Below are 20,533 nucleotides of genomic sequence, written 5' to 3' on the forward strand. Positions count from 1 at the left end.
ATGAGCGCAATCAACCTAACAATCAGTGAATTACGCCAAGCATATAGCAATAACACCCTAACTGCAGAATCGGTTATATTTGCCGCTGTTGATAAAGCAAAAGCACAACAAGCCGACACAGGCCAGGCTATCTGGCTGAACATATTGTCCGAACAACAAATCAATGCGTATTTAGCCAACTTAAAAGATAAATCGCCACAAACACATCCACTCTATGGCATCCCTTTTGCGATCAAAGACAACATTGATTTGGCCCATGTACCAACAACAGCAGCTTGCCCACAGTTTAGTTACATCCCAGAAAAATCAGCATTTGTTGTAGAAAAATTAATAGACGCGGGCGCTATTCCAATTGGAAAAACCAATCTAGACCAGTTTGCAACTGGGCTAGTTGGTACACGCTCACCCTATGGTGAAACCCCAAATGCATTTAATGCGGATTATATTTCTGGCGGTTCAAGCTCAGGTTCAGCGGTAGCAACTGCCTCTGCTACAGTAAGTTTCGCTTTGGGTACAGATACTGCAGGTTCAGGTCGAGTGCCAGCCTGCTTTAATAATCTCATAGGCCTAAAACCAACTAAAGGATTGTTATCAACCGCAGGCGTGGTACCTGCTTGTCGCAGCTTAGACTGTGTCAGTATTTTTGCGTTAACTGCCAATGATGCAAATACTGTGTTTCAGGTTGCAGCCGAATATGATGTTGATGATTGTTATGCACGAACCAACCCCTTAGCCAACCAACAGCCGGTAGCAGTCAAACAAGATTTTACCTTTGCAATTCCACTAGCTGACCAGCTCGAGTTTTTTGGTGACCAAGCCTATCAAACAGAATTCAACAAAGCGGTGTCTAAGCTTGAAAAGTTAGGCGGGCACAAACTCGAATTAGATTTTTCCCCCATGCTACAAGCAGCCAAATTATTGTATGAGGGTCCTTGGGTAGCAGAGCGGTATTTAGCCACAAAAGAGGTTATCGAAAACACACCGCAAGCTATGCTAGAGGTTACTCACAGCATAATTTCGGCTGGAAACAAACCTTTCGCAACCGATTGTTTTGCCGCTTTGTACAAATTACAAGCGTTGAAAAAACAGGCAGATTTACTGGTTGAGCAAGCTGACTTTTTAGTCACTCCAACCGCAGGACGACATTATACTCGCAATGAGATAAGCCAAAATCCGATAGGGTTTAATTCAAACCTTGGTTACTACACCAATTTTATGAATTTATTAGATTTTGCAGCCATTGCAGTACCAACGAGCTTTACCAGCAATAAAATGCCATTTGGTATCACTCTGTTCAGCTTTGCCTTACAAGACCAAAAACTGCTGGCTTATGCTGATAAAATAATGCAGCACAATAAACTCAGCTTAGGGGCAACAAACTTGCCGTTTACTTCCGCCCCTTTACCTTCCAACAACCTGGGTTTTATTGATATAGTGGTCTGTGGAGCCCACCTATCTGGAATGGCGCTTAATTGGCAATTGACCGAACGCAACGCTGTATTGCTAGAGCAAACCACCACAGCCAAAGCCTATCAAATGTATGCTGTAGCGGGCACAGTCGAACGACCAGCACTCATTCGCTCTAATCAAAATACTCAATGTTTTGAAGTTGAAGTATGGAGAATGCCCACAGAACATTTTGCTTCGTTTGTTCAAGGCATTGCTCAACCTTTAGGTATAGGTAAAGTTGAACTGATAGATGGCCGCTTTATTAACGGATTTATTGCTGAAAGTAGCGCACAAACTGGTAAAAACATTAGCGAGTTTGGCAGCTGGCGTAAATACAAACAAACACAATAACAGCCACTAACACAATGAGGTTTATTCTGCTGAATAAACCTCATCTCCCCCACCATGATTAATTCAATTATTTTCTTCATCTTGTTCTGATATGATGCAAGCAAACAAACGCTGTTCGACAACAAATAATCATAAGTTCAAGGAATAACATGTACAAATATCTCGGGTTGCTCACGTTAACTATCTCATTGCAAACGCAAGCGCAAGGACTGGTTGAACAAAACGAAACATCCGTTGCTCACGATAAAACTTATTACACAAAAGATGTTGCCAATACCCGACTCATCTTTCCTAAAGAACATAAACAGCATGCCGAACATGCGGCTGCTGTCGAAGCATATTTGCAACAGCAATACCAACAAACCTTTGGTTTTGCGTTAGACGATACTTTATACGTTGGCTTAATGTCATCGCACAATCAAATTGCCAACGGTTTTGCCACCCCCTACCCAGTCAACAGACAAATCAACTATATGGGCGGTGCACAAATGGTCGACTATTTTGCTGCCACCTCATGGTTAGATACCCTGTTATTGCACGAAACCGCGCATAATTATCAAACGACCGCCAAAAATAATTTTGTTTCTAAAACCTTGCACAAGGTTTTAGGCAACGGCAGTCTAATGTCGCCGATTATACCAAGCATTCATCCAAATATTTTTGAGTCAAGCTTTATCTTAGAAGGTAATGCAATCTTAAATGAGTCGTGGCATGGCAATGGTGGTCGCTTGTATAGTGGTTTATATCGAGCTATGACAAATGTCCATGCTAAGGCTGGTTATTTAACTCCAGAGCGCATGTACAACAGCACACTGAATTTTCCATATGCGGAAGGTTTTTATATTTTTGGCTCACAATATCAACATTATTTAGCCGAGCAGTATGGTTTAGATAAAGTAAATAAGTATTTTAAGATGCGCTCACGCCACTGGTATTGGCCGTTTATGGTAAACCGTCCGATGCGCAATACCTTAGGCATTAATTTCAATGATAGCTTGTTTGCTTGGCAACAAAAATTACGACAAGACACACAAGATATGCAATTTGCCAAGGGTAAAAGAGTCGCAACGTCTAAACAGTTTTCGCCGATGAATCGCCAGGCAGAGCAGATTATATTTTTAACCAACCCTGATGCGGTGAGTGCGCCTGTTTTAAATCAGTTTCAGATATCAACAGCTAAGTTACAAACTGCCAAAACCAGCTTAGCTCTGGGTAAAGTGTTTGCCATCGATGACAGTTTTTACACAGTATCCTCCAGAAGAACATCAGTTTGGCGCAGCCAACAAGGTTTATTTAACGACAATGCAACCATCAAACAAAACTCTGAAGGTAAAATAGTTCAAGGCTACCTACAAGATGGCCGCGCGGTTTATTTTGAAAGCAGCCAATCATTTGAACAACCTCAGCTATACGTGGGTGATAAATTCTATGCTCAAGTAAACTCCTCCGTGCTAGTCCATCAAGATAATTTATACTATTTTGTGCAAAGTGGCCGCGAGCGTACACTATTCAAAAACAATCAGGCACTGGTTAGTTTTACTGGCCACTACGGCATAGTGGTTGATGTCGATGAGCAAGGACATGTTTATTTTATTGCCAATAGTCGATATGGCAGCAGCTTATATCGCACTAATCGAGGCACAATTGAACGAGTGCTCACAGCAGATAACGTGATAGATGCAAAACTAGTTAACAACCAAATATTAGTCTCCGCCATTGCCGCCAACGAATACTATTATGCTTTAGAGACTCCACAAGTCAGCCAGCAAACACCTTTTGTCGTCAATTTGCTGTGGGATAAACAAAGCTTAACTGAACAACAACCACAAGTTGCCGTTACCGAGTTACCAGATAAAAAAATCACTGATGAAAAAACCTATGGTTTATTGAATAACCTCAGATTTAGCGGTGCACACATTGCGTTAGGTAGTGTGACTGAAGAAAATGACAAAGGTGAAGAAGAGATTAAAACCCTCTACAACGTGCAAGCCATTATTGCCGACCCTTTAAATAGAACACAAATTGGATTGTGGGCAATGCGTGATAGCGATTACTCAGATTTAATTGGCGTGCGTATTAGCAACAACCAATCATTTGCTTTGCTGGGCCTACAAGCCTATTACGTTGCCAATAATGGCTTTGACGATGTCAGTGAAACACAAACGCGTGATTCTGGTTTTGCCGCACAAATCAAAATTCCGTTTTTACACACGGGTTTTTGGCGAGCCGAAATTGATACAAATTACTACCAAGACTACAAACTAAATGAGCGTGAGCCGTTATCAGTTGCATTGAATATCAGCCGCACCGAGCACTATGCTAATAGCTGGTTATATAACGAGGCTTTTGCTGTAAGTGCCTACGCAACTGAAGATAGAGAAAGCAAAATAACAGGTGGGCAAATGTTGCTAGCAACCGACCTTGCCAATGAGTTTTACCTACAAGGAAAAATAAAACATTCACAAAGTAATCTGCAAAGCATAGATCCACTCAATCGTTTGGGTGTTGAACTGCAAGATACCTACGAATTTACCAATCCAGATCCAAGTAAATTTGTTTTGCCTTCACTTAAGGGAGACCTATTCGCTAAATCAGTCTCTTTTGCAGAAGTTTCTGCATCTAAAGTATTCAACTTTTCATGGTATTCGTTAAAGTCGCCTTTCTCACTGCGCCGTGAGAAGCTTGCATTAGCTTTTAGGCACTATGATATTGAGCAAGCGAATAATTTAGTTGATGTAAAAATCAACCAAATGGTTGTGGGATTGGACTTTGATATTTTGTTGATGAACAAACTTAATCTAACCCTTGGCCTGCAATATATTTATAGTGACGATGATTTAATAACCGAACAAAATAAATTTCAGTTTGGTTTTAATTTACCGCTATAGCCTGTTAGAAGTGGCTTGGGTATACATGCAAGATTAGATATAATCGCGCTTTTGCAGTAACTAGGTAAAGGCATAGCAGTGCGTACAGACAATTTCGACAACCGTTTTGGTGGCACCCAACGTTTATATGGCGTGGAAGGCCTACAAAAAATTAATGCAGCGCATGTTGCAGTTGTAGGTTTAGGTGGCGTTGGTAGTTGGATTGTAGAAGCTTTGGCGCGCAGTGGCATTGGTAAACTCAGTGTGTTCGACTTGGACGATATTTGTGTATCTAATACCAACAGGCAAATTCACGCTGTAACAGGCCAGTATGGCCAATCTAAGAGTCTAGCCATGGAGCAAAGGGTAAAATTAATCAACCCTGATTGTGTTGTAAATGCAGTTGAAGATTTTGTTGTTAAAGAGAACTTAGCTGAATACTTAACTGATGAACTCGATTATGTTGTCGACGCAACAGACAGTGTCCTATCTAAAGCAGCTATGGTTGCACATTGTAAACGCAATAAAATTCGTATTGTTACAATCGGCGGTGCAGGCGGTCAGTTAGACCCAACCCAAATTAAAGTGGCCGACCTTGCCAAAACCATTCAAGACCCGTTACTCGCTAAAGTGCGCAACACTTTGCGCCGTGAGTATAATTTTTCGAAAAATACCAAACGTAAATTTGGCGTAGAGGCAATTTATTCAACTGAGCAGTTAAAGTATCCAACCGCCTGTGGAGAGACTAGTTTGGCTAAACCTGAAAATGGTGAAGTGGCTAAGTTAGATTGTGCAACGGGTTTTGGTGCTGCAACAGTTGTCACTGGCACCTTTGGTTTTTTTGCTGCGTCTTTGGTTTTGAATAGAATTAGTGGTAATAAGTAGTTCAGGAATAGTTGCTGCTAGACTCAATGAACTATGCCACAAAGTGCTAGGCCATAACTTTCGCAAAAACGCTGCAAGTACGTCCATGTAAGCTTCGCTTTTTCATCCCTGAAAAAGAGATTTTGCTCTAAGTTATTGCCCCAGCACTTTATTACCACTTCAAGCGCTGCTTCAGCCTTCCAACCAATCGTATTTAAGCCTACTTTTACCGAACAATTTAACTTCTTGCAGAAACTTCTTTTTAGCAGCTGAATTGATGTGTGAAAGTTGGTTGGGAGTGTTTTTTGAAAAACTTCCAATCGGTAGGGATACCGTTTGAGAGCGGGCCATGGATGGCCTTGCAGCGATTTTTCAAAAAATATCCCAACCAACTTGAGCTTCTATGCCACATAGTGCACAGCGGATTCGAAACACCTAAAAAGGTGCTGGATATTGCTGTTGAACTTCAGCCACTTGTTGTAAAATTTCTTCCGATAACTCAATAGCAAAGGCATCGATATCTTCTTTTAGCTGCGCCATAGACGTAGCACCAATAATAGTAGAAGTAACCCCATCAACCTGATCACACCAAGCCAACGCCAACTGACTTGCTGTCATGCCATGCTGTTCAGCAATTTGTTTATAAGCAGCAACCGCTTTATGCGTGTTTTCAGTATCACGGAATAAACCATTGCGCTGAGCTTGACTCCAACGAGATCCTTCAGGTTTTGCCCCATTCAAATATTTGCCACTTAATACACCACCACCCAAAGGTGACCAAGGTAAATAAGCAACATCTTGGTGAACACAGTTTTCAATTAAATAAGGCCAGTCTTTAGCGTGCAACAAACTAAATTCATTTTGAATTGAAGTAATACGTGGCAAGTTGAATTCTTTACTCAATTGCACAAACTGATTAATCCCCCAAGGTGTGTCATCTGACAAACCTAAATAGCGAATTTTACCCGCTTTAACGGCCTGCTCTGCCGCTTGTAAAATTTCACGCATTTGCTGAGTATGCTGCTCGCCATCCACATCGGTAAACGAGATAAAGTTTGGCATATGTTTACCAAAGTGCGGAGACGTTCGATTTGGCCAATGCAATTGGTATAAATCAATGCAATCAGTTTGCAAACGAGCCAACGAATCATCAATCGCTTTAGTAACCGCTTCACCCGTTATATCACCACCATTACGGATCCAAGGCACACCATTACCAGCGATTTTGCTCGCAAGAATAAACTCCTCACGGCGAGCTTTATTAGCGTTAATCCAGTTACCAATAATAGTTTCAGTAGCCCCATAAGTTTCAGCACTGGGTGGCACTGCATACATCTCTGCAGTATCAATAAAGTTAATACCTTGCGCTAATGCATATTCAATTTGTTCATTTGCGTCTTGTTGAGTGTTTTGATTACCCCAAGTCATAGTACCTAAACACACACGTGAAACAGACAGGCCACTCGCCCCTAATTGGCTAAATTTCATACCTTTATAATCCCAATTAATTCATTCAAAATACTGTTTAAGATAACAAACTCATTCAAGCAAATAAATCAACATATCATCTTTAAACAATTGCCAAATTAGCACCAAACTACTGGCAGCATCTAACCACCAGCACATAATCCGAGACAAGATGCCGATTACCTTCTAACCTAATATACATAGCAAATTTACAATAAACATAATTTAATTAGGGAAAAATATGGCTAATTCACACAATCGCGCTCAACAATATTGGCGAGCCAACCTCAAATTACTCACAATATGTCTTTGCATTTGGTTTGCAGTCTCTTTTGGTGCAGGCATTCTGCTAGCTGACTTTTTAAATCAGTGGCGAATCGGCGGTTACCCACTTGGATTTTGGTTTGCCCAGCAAGGTTCGATATATACCTTTGTCGGCTTAATATTCTTCTATGCCAAACAAATGAACAAACTCGACCAACAATATCAACAAGGAGAATAACAATGGATTTGCAAAACATGATCTATCTTGTTGTAGGCTTCACTTTTTGTATTTACATGGGCATTGCAATTTTAGCCCGTGCGGGCAGCACTGGGGAATTTTACGTAGCGGGTAAAGGCATTCATCCTGTGGCAAACGGAATGGCAACCGCAGCAGACTGGATGTCTGCGGCATCTTTTATTTCAATGGCAGGCTTAATTGCCTTTATCGGTTATGATGCATCTGCTTATCTAATGGGTTGGACTGGCGGTTACGTCTTACTCGCCTTGTTACTTGCCCCGTATTTACGTAAGTTTGGCAAGTTCACCGTCCCCGAATTTATTGGGGATCGCTTTTATTCAAATGGTGCTCGAATCGTTGCCGTTATCTGCCTTTTAGTTGCCTCAATTACCTATGTTATTGGCCAAATGAAAGGCGTAGGTGTCGCATTTAGCCGTTTTTTAGAAATTGAGTTTGAAGCTGGTGTTATGGTTGGCATGGCCATCGTATTTGTTTATGCGGTGTTAGGCGGAATGAAAGGCATCACCTACACCCAAATAGCCCAATATGTCATTTTAATATTTGCTTACACAGTGCCTGCGGTATTTATATCGCTACAACTTACAGGCAACCCTCTACCCCAGCTTGGTTTAGGCGCTGAAATGGCCAACGCTGATGGGTTATATCTATTAGATAAACTAGATGCAACACTCAAAGATTTAGGTTTTGCAGCCTTCACAGAACAAAAAGGCTCAGACATAAACCTACTGTTATTAACCCTATCACTTATGATAGGCACAGCAGGATTGCCACACGTCATTATTCGATTTTTTACTGTACCTGGGGTCAAAGAAGCACGCAGTTCAGCAGGTTGGGCATTGGTTTTTATTGCCATTTTGTACACTACAGCTCCGGCGGTCGGTGCAATGGCGATGTTTAATTTATTAAAAACAGTCCAACCCGAAATAACCCAAGTTGCAGGCACCACTCAAACACACGCAAATAAAGTTCAATCACTGGCAGTTGCCGACAAACCACAATGGTTTAGCACGTGGGAAACGACAGGTTTGCTGCAAGTAGAAGACAAAAACGCCGATGGACAAATCCAGTACTATAACGACAACAACCCAGAATTTTCACACACAGCAGCACAACAAGGTTGGCAAGGCAACGAGTTGACCAAAGTTGACCGCGATATTATGGTGCTGGCCAATCCTGAAATAGCCCAGCTGCCCAATTGGGTGATTGCACTGGTTGCAGCTGGCGGGATTGCCGCAGCGCTATCCACCGCCGCGGGGTTATTGTTAGCCATTTCTTCAGCGATTTCGCACGATTTACTTAAACGCACCTTTACCCCGAATATTTCAGAAAAAGCAGAGCTCAATGCCGGCCGCATTGCTATGGCGTGTGCCATTTTAATTGCAGGATACTTAGGTATTAACCCACCTGGGTTTGCAGCACAAGTGGTTGCATTGGCTTTTGGTTTAGCCGCAGCCAGCATTTTTCCAGCACTAATGATGGGTATTTTTAGTAAACGCATTAATAACTATGGTGCAACAGCAGGCATGTTGGCTGGATTAACCATCACATTATTGTATATATTCGCATACAAAGGTTTCTTTTTTGTCCCGGGTAGCGAGCTGTTTGCAAATACCCCTGATAATTGGTGGTTAGGCATTTCGCCAGAAGCGTTTGGCGCAATAGGCGCATTAATCAACTTTATAGTCGCTAACCTAGTTGCAAGACTCAGCAAACAACCACCCGCCGAAATCGCCAACCTGATTGAAAGTATTCGGACGCCTTAGCACAATATCAAACAGGTTGCCTGCATGGGCAACCTAATATTAAATATTTGTTCTGGTTAAAGTCTTACTTAACACACCTTGTGCTTTCCATTATCATAGCCATTAATGAGACATCAGGGTTAGTTGCATGGATTTTTATTGGATTCTTATCGTTTTTGTATTTGGATTTGCGTTAAAACAAATAGGTTTGCCACCTATGATTGGCTACTTAATTGCTGGTTTTGCAATGAATGCCTATGGTATCTCCCCACTACAGAACGTCGAAACATTAGCCGACTTAGGCATTACGCTGCTGCTATTTACAATAGGGCTTAAAGTTAAAGTTAAAGAATTAACCGACAAGGTGGTACTAGGCGGTGCGGTTGCCCCCATGGTAATAACTACCTGCATCGTCACCCTTGGCAGCTTACTTTTTGGCATTATCACCACAACTTCACTGTTCGATATTTCTTGGCAATCAGCTGCGCTAATAGGCTTTGCCCTGAGTTTTTCTAGCACTGTATGCGTTGCGAAAATATTAGAAGAAACCGGTGAATTAAAAACCCGCCACGGCAAAGTATCTATCGGTATATTAGTTATTCAAGATTTTGCAGCGGTAATCTTCTTAGTTGCGGCATTAGGAGCCCTTCCAAGCATTTGGGCTTTACTACTGGTCTTGCTGATCCCTGCACGAAAACTATTTAATAAATTGCTCGACCAAGCTGGCCATGGTGAATTGTTACCTTTAATTGGATTCTGCTTTGCTTTTGGTGGTTATGAATTATTTTACGCCGTTGACCTCAAAGGCGACTTAGGTGCACTGATCGCAGGCATGCTGCTCAGCTCGCACGTTAAATCAAACGAGTTATATAAATCGCTGATGAACTTTAAAGATTTATTCTTAATCGGCTTTTTTATCTCTATCGGTTTTACCGCGTTACCAACATGGGAAACATTCACTTTAGCTGTAACGCTGGTGGCGTTAATCCCGATTAAATTTGCGATCTTCTTCTATATTTTAGCCAAATTAAAGCTGCGTGCCCGCACCAGCTTTTTGACCGCAATGGCACTTATGAACTTCAGTGAATTTGGTTTGATAGTTGCCAAAATCTGCGTTGATAAAAATTGGTTAGCTGCTGATTGGTTAGTAGCAATCGCGATTGCAGTGACGCTATCCTTTATCGTCAGCAGCTTAGTGTTTAAAAATGCCCACTTATATTTCAGTCGTTATAAACAAAAAATACTGCAGTTTGAAGCGGAAACCACAGTGAACAATACTTGTCCAAACTTGCCGACAAATGCAGAGATATTAATTGTAGGTATGGGTCGAGTTGGCAGTGGTAGTTACGACTCATTGTCTGAATTAATCGGCGATAAAGTATGGGGTATCGACGCCGACTCAGACCGAATTGGCAAACATCAAACAGCCAACAGACAGGTAGCACTAGCAGATGCTGAAGATATTGAGTTTTGGGAGCAAATTAACCTAGAACAAGTTAAGCTTATAATGCTTGCGCTGCCTTCAATGGCCGACATGAAAAATGTAATAATGCAGCTTAAATTGTGTAAATACCAAGGGCAAATTGCTGCCATCGCACAATATGCAGATGAAGGTGAAATGTTATTGAAAATAGGCGCACATACTGTCTTCAATTACCATAAAGAAATTGGTACTGGTTTTGCGAAAGAGAGTTTAAATTTACTCAGACAAACAGACTCGGCACTGCCACTCGCAAATCAATAAGTAGGAATAAAAAATTGCTCTAACATGCCCAACATAGCGCAGTTACAAATCCGCGACTATACTGAGTAGATTAAATAATGCTCAATGGGTGGTGTTATGGCGCGCGCAAGCTTTCCACATTTAATGCACAAACTCTGGGTTGACTATGTCGCACTCAACCCAGATGCGGATAAAATTCATGCCCTGTTATCGCCAAATGCGCAAGTCGAAAATGATCACATCGCACTGCGCACCCTAGATCACCCCAAAATAAATATATACGTATTAGCAAGCTTTTTTGAAAAGTATGGTTTTGTTGAGCAAGACACTTACACCTTTCCGGAAAAAAAATTAAAAGCCAAATATTACCAACATCCAACTGAACCCAGCTGGCCAAAAATATTTATTTCGCAGTTAATCCTAGACCAGCTGCCAAAAGCGCTGCAAACATTATTAACCGATAAAGTGACACAGATTCCAGCCAACAAACTCAAAACCGAACGATTGCTGTACGCGGGTCGATTATGGTCATGCAGCTATGATGAATATTTAGCCCTAGCAAATGTATCAGAATATGCGGCGTGGTGGGCTGCGCTAGGTTTTCATGCCAATCACTTTACTGTTTTAGTTAATAGCCTTAAAACCAAAGAAGGTGACGAAATTAATATTGAACAAGTGAATCAATCATTAAAATTGGTCGGCTATCAGTTGAATAACTATGGAGGCGAAATAAAAGGCTCAAAACAAGATTTGCTGCTGCAATCTGCCACATTGGCATACCAGAAAAAAATGCCATTTAACGATGGAATGTACAGTATTCCGACCTGTTACTACGAATTTGCTCAGCGCTTTGCAAATGAAGATGGTGAACAATTTGATGGGTTCGTGCCAAGCTCTGCTGATAAAATTTTCCAAAGCACCGATAGAAACCAGTAACCTCAATTGCGGTTGCTTTAAACAGTTTCGTTGATAATACGTCCGACAACATTGCCTACATCGGTTGGTAATTGGCTGTTGGCTAATGCTGTATTTGCCTGCACAGAAAAAGATACCAGCTTATCAGTCAGCGGATCGCCTCTACCTATTCCCGACAGTAAATTGCCTGTAACACCAATTTGTTGAGTGGCGACACTCGCAAGCAGTTGTTCTTTTGTTTGGCTTTGGTTTTGTTGCGCCAAGTTTAGTGAATTGGCGGTTAAAGATGGTTTCTTTTGTGCAAAAGTTTGCTGCAAAATAGATTGATTTAAACCAGATTGAATTGAATTAATCGCCATACTACTTACCTTAACTGCGCGAAGTGCTTATTAGAATATAGATCAACTCGGTGAATAAATAAACAACAAAAAAGCCCATATACATGGCTACAAGTATATGGGCTTGGCGTCAAACATCCTTAACCAAGGATGACAAAGAATGAATAATTACAGGCTATAGTTGAAACCAACAAAGTAGTTACGACCAAAATACTGAATCGTACCCGTTTTACTTTCGTCACCAAAATAAGAGCGGTTGGCTTCATCAGTTAAGTTATTTACCGAGAATATTAAACTCATATTGTCACCAATGTTAAATTTAGCTTGGTAATCAACAATCATCTCCTCAGCAAAAAACGCCGATTGATCTTGCCCTGTTGCAATTTGGCGACCTAAATAAGAATCACGATATTTAGCATTTAAATGTGTTTCAAACTTATTGTCGTAATTGTAAAACAAAGTAAAGCTATAGATACTAGGTGATAAACCTTCAATAGGTGTTTCTAAATCACCTTGACCGTTACCAATATTCACCACAGTAGTAATTTCACTTTCTGTATGTGAGTAACTACCAGAGAAGCCCAAACCGTCAAATGGAGCTGGTAAAAAGTCAAACGTCTGAGTATAACCCACTTCATAACCGCGGATATAACCACCCGTATCGTTATTAACCGTCACAGTTAAATCACCTGGCTCAACTGGACGACCACTATCAGAGAAACGAGGCATTTCGATTCCCTCATCGGCAAATGGAAAATCGAAAATAGTCACAGTATCTGTAAACGACTGAATGTCTTTATTAAAGTACGCAACAAAGAAAGTGCCATCCGTTTCGGTAAAGTAGTGCTCGTAAGATACATCCCACTGAGTCGCTTGGAATGGTTCTAAATATGGACTGGTGCTCATATCCAAGTGCACAACATCTTTACCATCACGACCACGATTATATTCGTAGTTAAAGTTACCACTTACCGCCATTTGTGCCATATCAGGACGCGCGATAACTTTCGCATAAGCAAATTTAAGATTATCATTATCCGTCAAAGACAAGTTTAAGTTTAACGATGGCAACCAATTATCAAATTCGTGAGTAATTTCGCGGTGTAAATGTGATGCTTCAGTTCGACCGACATCATCGGTAATTTCATCACCTGTTTGGACATTATCCATAACAACTTGACCGTCATTGGCAACAACAGGATCACCGTTTTCATCACGTCTAATTTCACGAGATGTTGGAGCTGACGCGACACCAATAGCCGTTTGTGCTGTGTCAACATAACGTACACCAATATTACCGCTTAATGGTAAATCAAATACTGTAGTGTCAATATTTGCCATAATATAAGCAGATTTAACTTCTTCTTTGATTTCACGGTCATTAGTAATGGTCCAATCTGCAGCCCACACATCAACCGCACCTCGGTCTAATGGGTTACCTTGACTATCAACCAACCACTTGTCAGCCACAGCTTCATTGTCAATTGCGATAAATGCAGGCAGTGATGAAAATTCACCGCCCAAGTTAACCGTTTTAATTTCGTCTGCACTTAACTGGTAAGGCGCAAAACGTAGCACCTCTTGGCCGCCTTCGTAAACAATATAGTTACCTTGGCGCATATCATCCCAAGAGCGTTTGTTTAAGTGCTCACCGTTTTCAAAATGGCCTGGTCCACCATAAGACCATACGCTACGCTCTAACAAATGTTTGCGCTCAGAAACACGCACACCTGCCTCAACAGAGCGAATATAGTCGTTGTCTAATTCATAGGTTAAATCTAAGCGTAGCGCATCCGCTTGGTTTTCCTCATAACGTGGGAACTGAGAATAACTGGTCACCATCATTTTGGTGTGATCTGTAAAATCAACCTTATTACCATCTTTGTCAGAGATGTTAACTGTAGGAACTTTTAAACCATCCATTTGGTATTGAAGCACAAGGTCAGTTTCAACTTTTGGCGTTTGCGCCGATGAATCTTCAAACATCAACATACTCATTGTGCGGTCAAACGAGTCTTCTGAAGCTTTCGAATGTGACCAATCTGCCGAAATAGTTAAATCGTCAAGTATCCAAGTTGCATTTAAACCCAAAGTCAAGGTATCACTTCTAGTGGTTGCGTCATCTGCCATATTACTAATGTGCAGAGGATTAACCCCAGAGTTAGATAGACTATCGATACAAGGAGCTTGTATTTTACCATCCGATGTTGCTTTACATGGGTTAGCTGGGTCATCGTAGCTCGAAAATGGCGTATTGAGTGACGAGTAATAAGTGGCACCAATAATTGAGTAGCCGATATCATCATTGCCGACAATTGTTGGATCCTGCATCTCAATGCTTCGTAAATGGTTGGTCGAATTAATGCTACCTAAGCCTTGGACTTGTAGCCCTCTATCCCAAGCCTTTGAGTCAAAAGTAGAATAGAAACCATCAGCCTTAATTGAGAAATCATCAGTCGGTTGCCAAACGAGCGCGGTCATAAAACCATTTCGTTCATCTTCACCACCGCGCGACATCATTTCAAAGCCACTTGAATATGCCAAACAACCATTTTCTTGCCAGTGCTGGTCTGACTCAGGGTTACCACAATCACTTAACCCTTGAATACCATCATAGCGCACTTGGTCGTAAGCAAAACCATAACCAACAAATTGAGTTGACACACGCGGTTGGAACAAACGGGCCATCCCAAATGCTAAACCTAAAGTATCATCTAAAAACTTGGCTTGATAAGACAGACTCAACCTGTGGCCTACAGAAGCTGCGTCTGGGTGATCGCCCGCCCGCGAGTTTCCTGTAAGCTGCGCATTAAAGTTCATTTTACTGTCATCAGTTAATGAAAGTGGGTTAGCCGTTTCCAAATCAACCGTACCGGCAACACCGCCTTCAATTAAGGAAGCTTTTTGTGACTTATGCACTTTGGCCGTGGTTATTAATTCAGATGGAAACTGCGAGAACTCTACAGAACGTCCACCCGCGGTCGACACCTGCTCGCGGCCATTTAGAGTCGCAAACACATATTGGCCAGATAAGCCACGAATGTTCAACTCACTCGCTTGGCCGCCGTTACGAATTGCTGTCACACCAGCTAAGCGAGACAAAGCATCAGAAATAGATAAGTCAGGTAATGAGCCTAAGTCATCCGCGGTTACTGCATCAACCATAGTATCAGAGAATCGTTTTATATTGACTGACTCAATTAAACTGCGGCGCATACCGGTTATTTGAATAACCTCTACATCTTCTTCTTGCGCCTGCTCTTGGTTTGCTTCTACATCTTGCGCTTCCTGTGCATGTAAAGAAGTCATGGTCATACCACTGGTTAACAAGGCAGCAGTTAACAAGCTGGGTTTGAATTGGCTCATATGCATCTATCCTCAAACTCTTTTTATATTGTCGAATTAAAAATGTGTGCTCCAGTTGGCGAAATCTTCAACAAACTCCAACCAAGTGGATTCTTGATTAATTGCATACTAACTAAGTCACGGTTAAGAAATGGTTAAGAAAAAACATTTTTTCCTTAACCATTTCTTAACCAGAGGTTTTGTAAGCTAAGCACAATGTCCAAATTGGGCGCAATTTTCCGAACTGAGTTTCAGCACTGGAGTACAACACATGATAGAAAGAAAGATACACATCTCTCTTGTTGCAGCCACGGTTAGCGCTGCATTAGCAGGGTGTAACGTGTCAAACGAAAAAGGGCTGGATGAGTTTGACAGCATTAACCAAGTAGATAGCGGGTTAATTTGCCAAGCACCATCCACAATAAAAGTAGATAGTTTCGGCACACCTATATTGGATGAAAATGGCGCAAAAACCTGTGAAATAGTAGAAAAAGCATGTACAGGTAGTGTGTTTAACCCAATATTAAATGCCTGCCAAGGTAAAGGGCGTCACGAACAAGCCCCTGAAACCGACTTAGCGCTGGCAGAAGATGGTCATGCAGTCATATTCTTTAAAATGGACGACGTCACAGAAGCAGATGTTCTAAATAGCAACCCAGACGAACAAATTATAATTCATGCATGGAACAATGCTACTTGTAACGCATTTGACCCAAATAGTATTATTCAAGGCGACAGCAACGATTATACCCAAGACACTTACTGGTCAACCGACTGGGCAACGGGTATCTTACCATCAGGGTATGACGAAACTTATGGCCTTTACTGGAAATTCAAACTAATCGACGATCATACCGATTGCGCAAACTTTATTATTCACGAAGGTTCAAGTAAATACCCTGACGGCGATATGAAGGCCTTTTTGGGTGAAGCAAATCCAAACAACCTTTCGTATATCTCAATTGGTAAAACCACTTTAGAAACCGGCGCAGCTGTAGATCCGTATTTTAGCTTACCTACAGACCCTGTAGATGGCATCCGCGAGTTAAACACCGAACAAGCAACGCACTGGTTTGACAAAGACACTGTATTGTTCGGCGATGCAAGTGCAAAAACCATCCGCTTATATTACTCACAAACCATGCCAAAATTATTCCCTGGCGTAGGGTATCGTGGTGTACCTTATATCGAGTTTGTGCGCGATGATAAAGATGGTTTAACCGACGCACAGGAAGCAAGGGCGATGTATCGCGATGGCATGACTGTATTTAAAGCTAAAGATGGCGAAGCTGTGGATGAAGAGATTGCCAAACAAATGTTGCAGTCTCGAATTGTGGCGGTTGCACTTGACTCTGCCGACAACCCATACACTGGCACCCTAGTGCAAACAGCAGGTGTGTTAGACGCGCTTTACACTATGGGCGACAACGATGCTGATGAAGCAGCATTGGGCATTGTATATGATGGTGACAATGTAACAGCTTCAGTCTGGGCACCTACTGCTTCTGAGGTAAAATTAAAGCTGTACAACGACATGGATAGCAGCGGAAATTATAGCGCTGCTGGCGAAATGGAAATGACCTTTGACGATACAACTGGTATTTGGTCCTACACAGGTACTCGTGCTGATTTAGACCGAAAATTATTCCGTTACAACATCAGCGTTTACCACCCATTAAACGATAACTTCGAAAACTACGAAGTAATCGATCCATATGCTGTTAGCTTAACGACAAATGGACGTTATGCACGTTTTGTTGACTTAAACGATGATGATTTAAAACCAGAAAACTGGGACAATCACACAATTCCAACCGTTGAAAATCCAGAAGATATCGTCATATACGAAGGCCATATCCGAGACTTTTCAATTATGGATGAATCAACCCCTGCAGAGCACAGAGGTAAATACCTTGCATTTACCCACAATGACACAGCGCCAGTTCAACACCTAAAAGCATTAGCAGACGCTGGATTAACACACTTCCAAGTATTACCTGCAAATGATATTGCATCAGTTGATGAAAATATCGCCAACCGTATCGAGTTAGACAGTACAGTTGGAGAGTTATGCGCAGTAAACAGCGAAGCTGACGTTTGTAAGTTTGCTCAAGACAATGTGGTATTAAAAGATTTATTAGAAACTTACGACCCACTCAGTGAACGTGGCCGTAATATTTTAAATGCCATTAGAGATTTAGATGGATTTAATTGGGGTTACGACCCATATGCATTTAATGCACCTGAAGGCAGCTATGCAACTAACCCTGAAGATACTTCACGAATTATTGAAATGCGTGCAATGATTCAATCGTTACATGAAATGGGTTTGCGTGCATCTCTTGACGTTGTATATAACCACACCAGCTCTTCTGGTTTATGGGACAACTCAGTGTTAGATAAAATTGTCCCTGGGTATTATCACAGATTAAATATTCAAACAGGTGAAGTATTTGCCGACTCTTGCTGCGAAGATACAGCAACTGAAAACGCTATGATGGCCAAACTAATGAAAGATACATTGGTTTCTTGGTCTGCCAACTTTAAGTTCGATGCATTCCGCTTCGACTTAATGAACTTAGTGATGAAAGATGCAGTACTCGAAGCACGCGATGCAGTAGAGGCTGTTGACACAGATACGTATTTCTACGGTGAAGGCTGGGCTGTTGGGCCTGTGCAAACCCAAGGCGGTACACAAACCACTATGCCTGGGACATCTGTCGGTATGTTTTCGGATGTGCAACGTGACGGCGTACGTAATGGTGCACTATTCCAATCAGCTGGTAACGGCAACGATGTTGACAACATCCGCATTGGTTTAGCCGGTAATATCTCTGACTTTACGTTTAAAGCGTCAAACGGTGTATTTGCAGAAGCCAACAGCTTTAACAAACCTGGCCGCTCGCTAGATCCGGCAGATACAATCAACTATGTAGATAAGCACGATAACGAAACTCTTTGGGACGTTTTACAATGTACTTTAGATAGCAATTTAGTTGCTAGCGAACGTGCAAGAATTCATGCTGTAGCTGGCTCTTTCCCATTACTGAGCCAAGGTATTCCATTTATTCAAATGGGCTCTGATTTATTGCGCTCTAAGTCAATGGACAGAAACACCTATAACAGCAGTGATTGGTTGAACAAAGTTGACTTTACTAAGCAAGACAATAACTGGTTAGCATCACTACCAATTGAAACAGAAAATGAATCTTGGAAAGTGTGTTATCAAAAATCAGCAGAACTTTTGGCAAATCAATATATCAAACCAAGCTCGGCTGACATTGAACTTGCAGCAAACCAATATCAAGATCTATTAAAAATTCGTTCGAGCAGTAAACTATTCCGCTTAACAACTGCCGAGCAAATTAAAGACCGCGTAGGCTTCCACAATGTAGGCGCTAATCAAACGCATGGTGTAGTTGTAATGAGTATTGACGATGGTGCAGGTTGTTTATTAGCAGCACAAGACTTTGAAGGCAACTGTGACCAAACCAATACAGATAACTTACGTGCAGATTTAGACCCTAATTACGATGCAATTGTCGTGGTATTTAATGGCACACAAAGTGAACAAACCATGACCATACCTACAGCGAGTCATTTTGAATTGCACTCAGTTCAACAGAACTCGGCTGACAATACCGTTGCAACTTCAAGCTTTAGTGCGGATAACGACAACGGTTTGTTTACCGTACCAGCTTTAACAACAGCTGTTTTTGTGAAAAATCAAAGTGGCGCACAAGGCGCTGGTTTAAGTGCGCTGGCTACAGTTGGTCGCCCTGATGTGCCGCCATATGGTGCAACAGAGCTGTACTTACTAGGCAGCGTTACGAGCTGGGATCATCCAACAGGTGCCCCTGACGAAACGAATGTTGCTCCGCTCATGCCATTTGTAGGTAGTTCAAGCTACGCAGTTAATGTAACACTTGAAGCTGGCAACTATGAGTTTAAAGTCGCACCAAAAGGTTGGGGTTATCCTAATATTGGTGATGGTGGTGATGTAGGTCAAGTTGACGCAGTAATAGGTCAATCGCACACTTTAAGAACCAATGGTGACAACATTGCTATAACCATTAGCGAAGCAGGAACATATAGCTTTATCTTAAACGGCTCTGACCGTAATGCGCCTAGCATTATGGTAAAACCTGCAGCTGATAAACCAGCATTTGCACCAACTATGTATATTCGCGGCAGTTTGAATGCAAATGGCGGCTGGAACACTGAAGACCCAATGTTATATGTTGGCAATGGCAAATATGTCACTTCAATCTATATTGATTCAGCGCTAGATGGCGGTAATCCACAGTTTAAATTTGCTGCGGAGAATTGGGACTTAGCTAATTTTGGTGCCAGCGACTCGAGCGTCACCTTAGGTCAAGCATTAACCTTGAGCAGCGCAGACAATGGCAATATTACGCTACCAATAACAGAGTCAGGCGATTATGTATTTGAAGTAGATGCATCTGACCCTACAGCGCCAGTATTAACGGTTTCGAAAGAAACCATCCCATACTCAGGCACAGCGGTACATCTGCGCGGCTTTAATGGCAATTGGAATACACCATACACCTTTACCTACTATGGTGCTGGGTATTACGGCCTAGACCTTAGTGCAAGTTCTAGCACTGACTTTAAAGTGGCTGATGCTAATTGGGGCGCTATCAACTTTGGTGCAGATGCAAGCTGGAACATAGGCACTTTTGGTAAAACAGAAAGTTTGGTCAATAACGCTGGCAACATTGGTTTAAACCTAGTTGGCGATACCGACCTGCGCATGATAATGCATGTAACAGACGACAGTACAAACGCTGCTACGTTACAAATAATCAATTTAGCTGAGTACGAGTACTAAGTACTAACTCACAAAAATTTGGACATCCCCCTAGCAAGGAAGCTAACTTCAAAAAGCGCCACTGCAGAGTAGGCGCTTTTTTATTGGAAATTTTGGA

At 41.8% G+C, this 20,533-nt stretch carries 11 protein-coding genes; 8 read left to right on the forward strand and 3 right to left on the reverse strand.

Going from position 1 to position 20,533, the window contains the following annotated elements:
• The 3 genes from atzF (at position 1) to tcdA (ending at position 5,552) form a co-directional block, all read left to right on the forward strand.
• Complete coding sequence (gene atzF, locus DS2_RS14320; RefSeq protein WP_035015522.1) at positions 1–1,800, forward strand: allophanate hydrolase; 1,800 nt, start codon at positions 1–3, stop codon at positions 1,798–1,800.
• Positions 1,801–1,949: 149 nt separating this feature from the next.
• Positions 1,950–4,688 (forward strand): membrane protein, encoded by a 2,739-nt coding sequence (locus tag DS2_RS14325; RefSeq protein ID WP_035015523.1) that lies wholly within the window; start codon positions 1,950–1,952, stop codon positions 4,686–4,688.
• Between the two features lie 78 nt (positions 4,689–4,766).
• On the forward strand, positions 4,767–5,552 hold the full coding sequence (gene tcdA / locus DS2_RS14330; RefSeq protein ID WP_051479900.1) for a tRNA cyclic N6-threonylcarbamoyladenosine(37) synthase TcdA: 786 nt from the start codon (positions 4,767–4,769) through the stop codon (positions 5,550–5,552).
• A 414-nt stretch (positions 5,553–5,966) separates the two neighbouring features.
• On the opposite strand, the gene DS2_RS14340 is transcribed toward tcdA, so the two are convergent.
• The gene (locus DS2_RS14340) at positions 5,967–7,019 is read right to left on the reverse strand and encodes an aldo/keto reductase (protein ID WP_035015525.1); all 1,053 of its coding nucleotides are present in this window, start codon (positions 7,017–7,019) and stop codon (positions 5,967–5,969) included.
• A gap of 220 nt (positions 7,020–7,239) precedes the next feature.
• On the opposite strand from DS2_RS14340, the gene DS2_RS14345 reads away from it, so the two are divergent.
• The 4 genes from DS2_RS14345 (at position 7,240) to DS2_RS14360 (ending at position 11,922) form a co-directional block, all read left to right on the forward strand.
• Entirely contained in the window at positions 7,240–7,500 is a 261-nt protein-coding gene (locus DS2_RS14345; RefSeq protein WP_035015526.1) for a DUF4212 domain-containing protein, read from the forward strand.
• Between the two features lie 2 nt (positions 7,501–7,502).
• Positions 7,503–9,284, forward strand: a complete 1,782-nt coding sequence (locus DS2_RS14350; RefSeq protein WP_035015527.1) for a sodium:solute symporter family protein — start codon at positions 7,503–7,505, stop codon at positions 9,282–9,284.
• A 127-nt stretch (positions 9,285–9,411) separates the two neighbouring features.
• Positions 9,412–11,007, forward strand: a complete 1,596-nt coding sequence (locus DS2_RS14355) for a cation:proton antiporter family protein (RefSeq protein WP_035015528.1) — start codon at positions 9,412–9,414, stop codon at positions 11,005–11,007.
• Between the two features lie 96 nt (positions 11,008–11,103).
• A complete protein-coding gene (locus DS2_RS14360; protein WP_160168574.1) occupies positions 11,104–11,922 on the forward strand; it encodes a DUF1338 domain-containing protein in 819 nt (272 codons plus the stop codon).
• 17 nt (positions 11,923–11,939) lie between these two features.
• On the opposite strand, the gene DS2_RS14365 is transcribed toward DS2_RS14360, so the two are convergent.
• Positions 11,940–12,260: a hypothetical protein gene (locus DS2_RS14365; protein ID WP_035015529.1), complete on the reverse strand. Its 321-nt coding sequence runs from the start codon at positions 12,258–12,260 to the stop codon at positions 11,940–11,942.
• A gap of 147 nt (positions 12,261–12,407) precedes the next feature.
• Complete coding sequence (locus DS2_RS14370; protein WP_035015530.1) at positions 12,408–15,605, reverse strand: TonB-dependent receptor; 3,198 nt, start codon at positions 15,603–15,605, stop codon at positions 12,408–12,410.
• Positions 15,606–15,855: 250 nt separating this feature from the next.
• Here DS2_RS14370 and DS2_RS14375 point away from each other — a divergent pair, with 250 nt between their 5' ends.
• A complete protein-coding gene (locus DS2_RS14375; protein WP_051479902.1) occupies positions 15,856–20,436 on the forward strand; it encodes an alpha-1,6-glucosidase domain-containing protein in 4,581 nt (1,526 codons plus the stop codon).
• Positions 20,437–20,533: the final 97 nt, after the last annotated feature.

The organism is Catenovulum agarivorans DS-2, from assembly GCF_000568405.1.
Lineage (GTDB): Bacteria > Pseudomonadota > Gammaproteobacteria > Enterobacterales > Alteromonadaceae > Catenovulum > Catenovulum agarivorans_A.